Source organism: Methanoregula sp. (assembly GCF_002835825.1).
In the GTDB taxonomy this organism is placed as follows: Archaea; Halobacteriota; Methanomicrobia; order Methanomicrobiales; family Methanospirillaceae; genus Methanoregula.
The window spans coordinates 1-5,639 of sequence record NZ_PIZH01000126.1; the positions used below are offsets into that span (position 1 = coordinate 1).

General features: G+C 59.7%; 7 protein-coding genes. 3 read left to right on the plus strand and 4 right to left on the minus strand.

Annotated elements, in window-relative coordinates:
- From CW742_RS06010 to CW742_RS06025, 4 genes are all read right to left on the minus strand, one after another.
- The coding region (locus CW742_RS06010; RefSeq protein ID WP_292417862.1) for a Xaa-Pro peptidase family protein at positions 1–1,033 on the minus strand (1,033 nt) is incomplete at its 3' end.
- Positions 1,034–1,105: 72 nt separating this feature from the next.
- Positions 1,106–1,597, minus strand: coding sequence for an SRPBCC domain-containing protein (locus CW742_RS06015; protein WP_292417863.1), 492 nt, complete (start codon positions 1,595–1,597; stop codon positions 1,106–1,108).
- 91 nt (positions 1,598–1,688) lie between these two features.
- On the minus strand, positions 1,689–2,369 hold the full coding sequence (gene ribB / locus CW742_RS06020) for a 3,4-dihydroxy-2-butanone-4-phosphate synthase (protein ID WP_292417866.1): 681 nt from the start codon (positions 2,367–2,369) through the stop codon (positions 1,689–1,691).
- A complete protein-coding gene (locus CW742_RS06025) occupies positions 2,366–3,031 on the minus strand; it encodes a DUF120 domain-containing protein (RefSeq protein ID WP_292417869.1) in 666 nt (221 codons plus the stop codon). Before CW742_RS06025 ends, ribB begins: the two co-directional genes overlap by 4 nt.
- A 124-nt stretch (positions 3,032–3,155) precedes the next feature.
- Between CW742_RS06025 and CW742_RS06030 the strand changes: the two genes are divergently transcribed.
- The 3 genes from CW742_RS06030 to CW742_RS06040 form a co-directional block, all read left to right on the plus strand.
- Positions 3,156–3,866, plus strand: coding sequence for a helix-turn-helix domain-containing protein (locus CW742_RS06030; protein ID WP_292417872.1), 711 nt, complete (start codon positions 3,156–3,158; stop codon positions 3,864–3,866).
- Positions 3,860–4,909 (plus strand): hydroxymethylglutaryl-CoA synthase, encoded by a 1,050-nt coding sequence (locus CW742_RS06035; RefSeq protein WP_292417875.1) that lies wholly within the window; start codon positions 3,860–3,862, stop codon positions 4,907–4,909. The genes CW742_RS06030 and CW742_RS06035 overlap by 7 nt, the downstream gene beginning before the upstream one ends.
- Positions 4,906–5,639 (plus strand): beta-ketoacyl synthase N-terminal-like domain-containing protein (locus tag CW742_RS06040; protein ID WP_292417877.1); only part of this gene is annotated, 734 nt, incomplete at its 3' end. The genes CW742_RS06035 and CW742_RS06040, both read left to right, overlap by 4 nt.

A 5,639-nucleotide genomic window follows, 5' to 3' on the forward strand; every position in this document is an offset into this window, starting at 1 on the left:
CGGCCAGGCCTTCACACATGACGGGGGTCTCGTCGTTCCAGAGACCGTTCCCGTGGCCGAGGAACTTGCACCGGTGGTTACCGGAGCCCATGAAATTCTTCAGGAATTCGTGTTCAAGATCGGCAATGATATTCCGGTAGATCTCTGACGGGATGGCACCGGGTTTGAGCTGGGCGGCCAGCCTGTCCTGGATCTCGACGCATCGCTCGTGCTCGCGGATTGCATAATCGGGGATCTGTTTCCCGAACATGTACGAGAGCGTCTTGTCGGTCTGGTACCCGTTGACACCGCACCCGATATCGATGACCACCAGGTCGCCTTTTTTAAGCTTCTTCTCCCGGCAGCCCATCTGGGGGACCGAGGGGTGGAGGCCGGAGACGCCCCCGGGGGTGTCCACGCAGATGGGGCGGATGGAACTCGTGCCAAACCCGATCTGGCCGAGCAGCATCTCGTTGAACATCCCGAAGCGGATGATCCCCTGGTGTCCCTCCCTCACCATGACGGAGTAGAGGTCGCAGGCAAAGGTGACCTCGTCAATTACTTCCGTGAGCATGCCGGGGACGAGATCCTCAAGCACGTGGCGGTGGATCTTCCCGGCACGCTCCATCAGGGCGATTTCGTACGGGCTTTTTATGGAACGGACCGCCGAGATCTCTGCATCCACGGACCGGACATCGGTGAACGGCAGGTGTTTCTGCATCCGCTGGAGCTGGGCAACCGGTACCTGTTCGGTCTCGAGATACGCTTCTTTCGGGAGCGCTCCCATTGCCGCTGCAATATCGCGGTAGCTCCGCATCTTCCGGAGATCGGGGAAGAGCGATTCCTCATCAGCCCGCTCGAAACTCTGCCGGACCCAGAAGACCGCATCGCCACCCTGCGGGATCAGGAGAAGCCCGTCCTGCATCGTGCCCGTGAAATAGTAGAGCGGGACTTTACCGGTAATAGCGGCTATCTTCCAGCCGGGCTTTCTCGTATCCATCCGGGCCCGGAACCGGTCCATACGGGAATCGAGTTCGGTAAGCGGAACTTTCATGCGATACCTGAGTGGGGCAGAAAGAACGATAAAATTGATGAAACGGGGGCGGTAGTGCACCACTCTCCCTGATCATGCCGCAACGGTACCTTCCGCCTGTTCTTTAAGTGCCTTGTTCATCTCTGCAAACCCGCGGGCGGTCCCGCCTTTGAGCATTGTTTCAAAGAGCGGGAGGAGGATGCCCGAGAAGATCTCGCGCTGGATGAAGAGGGAGGACTGGTTGTCAAGCGGCCGGATCTCGAAAACATGCTCCCCGTCAAACAGGCCGGTGATGAGAAGATGCCCTTTCCACCGGAGCTCCTGGGGCGGATCCACCTTCACAAGGACCGGCCGTATGGTCATTCCCGCTGAGCCAGGGGGCCGGAGCTCCGCGGTGATATTTCCCCCGGGAACGAGATCGCCCCTGATACTCCGGATAAACGGGTTCCATTCAGGGTAGCGGGAGAAATCCGCGAGGATTTCCCAGATCCGTTCAGGAGTGGAACGGATCGCAATCTCGCTGTACAATTCTCCACCGCTCCCTTTTCTCCGATATTCCGGCGGGAGCGCGATCTCCGGTACCATATCACGGTGATACTCTGAAATGAAACGTAATAAAACACGATGAAAAAAGCCGGATGAAAACGAACAGGAGAGAAGAAAGAGGGGGCAGGGTTTATTTCCTGTCTTTCTTTGCCTTCTCCCACGCTTCCAGCACTTCCGGCCCCTCGACAAATTCGAGTTTATGCTTTCTGGCATAGAGCTTTGCGTCCTCTTTTGAGAGGGCATAGCCGGACTCGTCATCCAGCATCTCGCAGATAGTGATTGACGGAGTTATCCCTGCCATCTCTGCCATGGCAACCGAGAGTTCGGTCTGGCCCCGGCGCACATCAAGCAAACCGTCCGCTGCCCGGAGAAGAGCCATGTGACCCGGGGTCCGGAATGTCTCGTGGAAGTTCACGTTCCCGCCGTTCATCGCCCGCTTCACCTGCTCAGCGATGGCATTGACGGTCAGGGTACGGTCGCGGTCGGTGATACCGGTGAAGGTGTTGCGGTGGTTGACCCAGAGCGAGAACGAGGAGTGGTTCTTCCGGTCGTACGGAATATCGCCCTCACGCTCGGCAACAGCGATGGCCCGCAGGGCGTCGCTTGCGAACGGGAGGCCGAGTTTCTGCGCAGCGACCGGGTGGACGGCCGTGCAGATGAGGCCTCCCCCATCTTTCCGCATCCGGACGATATCCTTTGGTGTTACGGCATCGGACCGGATCGCAAAGTCCGTTTCGCCCTCGCGGTCATCGAAGTCGTAGAGCAGGATGAACTTCCCGTCACGGAGTGCCGCAAGGGCCTTGTCAATCACGGCCCCACCTCGACGTTGATGCTGTCGTTGTCCTCGACACCCAGCTTGCGCCGGAGGGCGATGGGGGCAATGACCTCGATGAGGTCGTCCGGGTAATGTGTCCTGCCGGGCACCACAATACCGCACCGGATCGTGCCGATCCGGCACGGGATGCACCGTGCATCGCCAAAAGTACGCCCGTCCGTGGAGAAACCCTTGATCCGGGTCCAGTCGAGCGCGTCGATCTTCTTCCGGACCGTGACGCTCGAAGGCGCGAGCTTGATGTTGAGCGTGCCGGGATAGGGTTCGAACCCGAGGGCCGTGGCAAACTGCTCCTTGTACGGCTTGAGGCTCATGTAGTACTTGCCCTCGCCGATCCCGCTGACAACGGCGCCGGAGAGCTGGTAGGACTTGCCGCCTTCCGCGAAGATCCGACAGTATTCCTGGTACTCCCGCCGGAGCACTTCCTCGCCAGACTTTGTCACGGTGACGTGCTGGCCGTCGGCCGAAAGCGCCCGGGTGATGAGCCCGGCCGTCTCAAGCCCCTTCAGCCGCCGGGACGCTGTCTGCTGGCTGATCCCGAGCATCTCGCCGATGCTCTGCGTTGATACAAAGATGGGCCCGTGGCACCCGCCCCGTACCGCGAGCGCCTTGAGACACTGGAGATCCTCCGCTGCTATCATGCTTATCAGAATTGAGATGCTTATTATTTATGAGTTGCTCTTGGCGTTGCTCTCCGTCGGGATTCGTTTCTTGTCGAACTTTTGTTCGTTAGTTATTTAACACCCGGGCTCCATGGTTATGAGCATGAAATCCGGTTTGCGGAACCAGCTTGCCGAGAAGATGGCAGGCGAAATTACGCTGTCGGACTCACCGGGACACGCGCTCAAGAAGTGGCGCATGAACTTCGAGATCGCTCCGGGCGTCCTTTCAGAGCGCCTGGGCGTCTCTCCGTCTGTCATCAGCGATTACGAGAGTGGCAGAAGGAAAAGCCCCGGAACAGCCGTTGTCGGCAAAATCGTCGACACCATCCTTGCCATTGACGAGGAAGACGGCGGAAAACACATCCAGAAATATTCAACCATGCTCTTTTCGAACGTCGAGGATGACGTGATCTACGACCTCCACGAGTACGAGAACCCCGTTGCCCTGCAAGACTTTGCAGACACAATCGGATGCTCGCTGCTCTGCGGGTCGGCCGACCAGGCCATCTTCGGCTACACGGTGGTCAACAGCCTGAACGCGATCATGCAGCTCTCGTCCAACGAGTTCAACCGCATCTACGGCTGGAGCACCGAGCGGGCACTGGTCTTCACCAATGTCTCGACCGGCAAATCGCCGATGGTCGCGATCCGGGTCACGCCGTTCAAGCCGCGGTGCGTGGTGCTGCAGGGGATCGATGCCCCTGACGTTCACCCCATCGTGGAAAAGATGGCGGAGAAGGACAGAATCACCGTATTCTGCACGAGCATGGACATTGACAAAATCGTGAGTACCCTGAGGGAACAGAAATGGTAGGCATCATCACGTACGGTGTATACATACCGAGATACCGTATCAAGGTCGAGGAGATTGCCCGGGTCTGGGGTGCAAACGCATCTGATATTTCAGGCGGCCTGGGCGTTTTCGAGAAATCGGTACCGGACATGGATGAGGACGCGGCAACGATCGCCGTTGAAGCAGCACGGAATGCCCTGCGCCGCAGGGATGTGAACCCGGAGGAGATCGGCGCCGTATATGTAGGCAGTGAATCCCACCCCTACGCGGTGAAACCGACCGCGTGCACGGTGGGCGAGGCAATCGGCGCAACGCCGACCATGACCGCAGCAGACCTCGAATTTGCCTGTAAAGCGGGAACCGCCGGGATGCAGGCCTGCATGGGCATGGTGAAGAGCGGGATGATCAAGTACGGTCTTGCGATCGGCTCCGATGTCTCGCAGGGTGCGCCGGGCGATGCGCTCGAATACACCGCAGCCGCGGGAGGGGCGGCATACATCATCGGGAACGATGACCCCATTGCAACCCTGAACCACACCTGCTCGTTCACCACGGACACACCCGACTTCTGGCGCCGTGAGGGGCAGGACTATCCGCGCCACGGCGGCCGGTTTACTGGCGACCCCGGTTACTTCAAGCACGTGAAGGGCGCAAGCCGGCTCATGCTCGAACAGATGAAGACCACGCCAAAGGATTACACCTACGCGGTCTTCCACCAGCCCAACGCCAAGTTCCCGCAGAAGGTCGCAAAAGACCTCGGGTTTACTGGAGAACAGATCAAGCCGGGCCTTGCGGTCCCGCGCCTCGGTAACACCTACTCGGGAGCATCCCCCATCGGGCTTGCCGCAACGCTGGACATTGCAAAGCCGGGCGACCATATCTTCGTCTGCTCGTTCGGCTCCGGTGCCGGCAGCGATGCATTCGACATCACGGTCACCGAGGCAATCAAGGACAAGATCAACCGCGCCGCAGCGCCCTCTGTCGAGAAGCTGTTGCAGAATCCGATCTACCTGGACTATGCACGGTATGCGAAACACAAGGGGAAACTGGTGATGCAGGCATGAGAGACGTTGCAGTAATCGGTATCGGGTGCACGAAGTTCGGCGAGCACTGGGACCGGTCATTCAGGGACCTCTTTGTCGAGGCAGGCTCGCTTGCATTCGAAGATGCGAAGATGTCAGGCGAGAAGATTGATGCCATGTATGTCGGGAACATGAGCGCCGGCCGGTTCGTGGAGCAGGAGCACATCGGCGCCCTGATCGCGGACTACGCGGGCATGGCTTCCCGCCACATCCCCTCGACCCGTGTCGAGGCCGCCTGTGCATCAGGAGGCCTTGCCTTCCGGCAGGCCGTGATCGCAGTGGCAAGCGGTATGGAGGACATCGTCGTTGCAGCCGGCGTCGAGAAGATGACCGACGTTGAACCCGGCGCGAGCACCGACGCCCTGACCGGCGCAGCGGACCGCGAGTGGGAAGGGTTTGTCGGCGCAACCTTCCCCGGCCTGTACGCGATGATCGCAACCGACTACATGCACAAGTACGGCATGACCCGCGAGCAGCTGGCGCACGTTGCAGTGAAAAACCACTACAATGGTGCACGAAACCCGATCGCCCAGTTCCGCTCGGAGATCACGCTCGACACGGTGCTGAAGTCAACCATGGTGGCCGAGCCCCTCCGGCTCTTCGACTGCTCGCCCATCACTGACTGCGCGGCAGCGGTCATCGTTGCCCCGCTCGAACGGGCAAAGGCATTCACGGACGCACCCATCCAAGTGCTCGCTACCGCCGTAGCAAG

Coding starts and splice junctions, on each gene's coding strand:
- CW742_RS06015 (WP_292417863.1), bottom strand. CDS start 1,597: ATGGTACCGGAGATCGCGCTCCCGCCGGAATATCGGAGAAAAGGGAGC.
- CW742_RS06030 (WP_292417872.1), top strand. CDS start 3,156: ATGAAATCCGGTTTGCGGAACCAGCTTGCCGAGAAGATGGCAGGCGAA.
- CW742_RS06025 (WP_292417869.1), bottom strand. CDS start 3,031: ATGATAGCAGCGGAGGATCTCCAGTGTCTCAAGGCGCTCGCGGTACGG.
- CW742_RS06035 (WP_292417875.1), top strand. CDS start 3,860: ATGGTAGGCATCATCACGTACGGTGTATACATACCGAGATACCGTATC.